2 protein-coding genes are annotated in these 1,304 nt (G+C 35.0%); both read left to right on the plus strand.

The window, feature by feature from the left end; all coding sequences use genetic code 11:
* Window positions 1-144 precede the first annotated feature (144 nt).
* A complete protein-coding gene (locus GQR46_RS19810) occupies window positions 145-525 on the plus strand; it encodes a BlaI/MecI/CopY family transcriptional regulator (protein ID WP_002960288.1) in 381 nt (126 codons plus the stop codon).
* Window positions 526-536: 11 nt separating this feature from the next.
* Window positions 537-1,304 (plus strand): M56 family metallopeptidase (locus tag GQR46_RS19815; protein ID WP_165742239.1); only part of this gene is annotated, 768 nt, incomplete at its 3' end.

Genomic DNA, 1,304 nt, shown 5'->3' on the forward strand with positions numbered 1-1,304 from the left:
TCTACCTTTTTTATAAAACCTTCCCAAGACTTTTATATTTTTACCGCTTGTTTTTTATTCACATGTCAATTTTGTATTGACACTAAGATTACTTACTACTACATTTGTAACAGTACCACTACAAGTGTAGTAATAGGGGCGACAATGAAACTTAGTGATTTTGAAATGGATATTATGCAGCTGCTCTGGCAGGAAGAACCCTGTACCGCGAGTCAACTACATAAGGTGCTTTTAGCTGATAAGCAAAAAGATAAAAAAGTAGCCTATACAACAGTTAAAACTATTGTAGATAGGTTAGAACATAAAGGAGCGATTGAGCGTTGTGGACATGAAGGGCGAGCTATTGTTTTTAGAACAATAGTGACTCAAGACACATTATCGGAGCAAGCTATGCCTAGTTTTATGCAGCGATTTTTTAAAGGTAATTCTCGTAGTTTAATTGCCCACTTTATTAAAGAAGAAAAGCTAAATGATGAAGATATAGAATATTTACAAACGCTTTTAAAAAATAAGAAGTTAGATTAAAGGAGAGGGTAATGACGGATTATTCACTAACTTGCACACTTATTAGCTTATGTATTTTGCTTACAGTAAAAGGGCTAAAAAATGCCCCAGCACGATTAAACTTTTACATTTTAATGACTGCCTTGGCATGTTGGTTTGTCCCTTGGCAGTACTTTTCCCAGTTACCCTTATTTGAAGGGGCAAATCGTTACACATTCAACGTGGCGCAATTGATTCCCGATGTTAAAGCACTAATACCAAATGCTGAACAAGTAGCAATTAAGGACGAATTACAAAGCGATATGGTTATATGGGACTTATTGCCATCACTTAGTAATGTTTTTATAGTTTTAGTTTTAGCTGGTTTTGGATTGTTTTTATTACGCGTGGGCTTATATGTAAAGCTTATAAAAAATTTATACATTAACTCAAAGCCAAGTCCTGAACTTAAACACATTAACAATCAGTATCCAATTAGACTAACAACCCATACAGAGCCTGCTTTTGCTACCGGGTTAATAAAGCCTGTTATTTGGTTAGAGTCGACGATGACACACCGTAAAGAATTAGATTCAGTCATTCAACACGAGGTAACTCATTTACAACAAGGTGATATTTATTGGACGTGGGTTATTTGTTTTATAGAAAGCGTTTTTTGGTGGAATCCTATTTGCTTAAAGTTAACTGGTTTAGCAAGAGAGCAACTCGAACTTAGTTGTGATGAGTTGTGTATGCAAAAGCTAAAAGGTAAATACCAATTGGATTTAGCCAGTTTATTGCTACAAGAGCAAAGTGCTAAA

Source organism: Pseudoalteromonas sp. Z1A6, assembly GCF_011378745.1.
GTDB classification, from domain to species: domain Bacteria; phylum Pseudomonadota; class Gammaproteobacteria; order Enterobacterales; family Alteromonadaceae; genus Pseudoalteromonas; species Pseudoalteromonas arctica.

What these genes read in the sequence shown, in the direction of transcription:
- GQR46_RS19810 (WP_002960288.1), top strand. Translation starts at nt 145, where the DNA reads ATGAAACTTAGTGATTTTGAAATGGATATTATGCAGCTGCTCTGGCAG.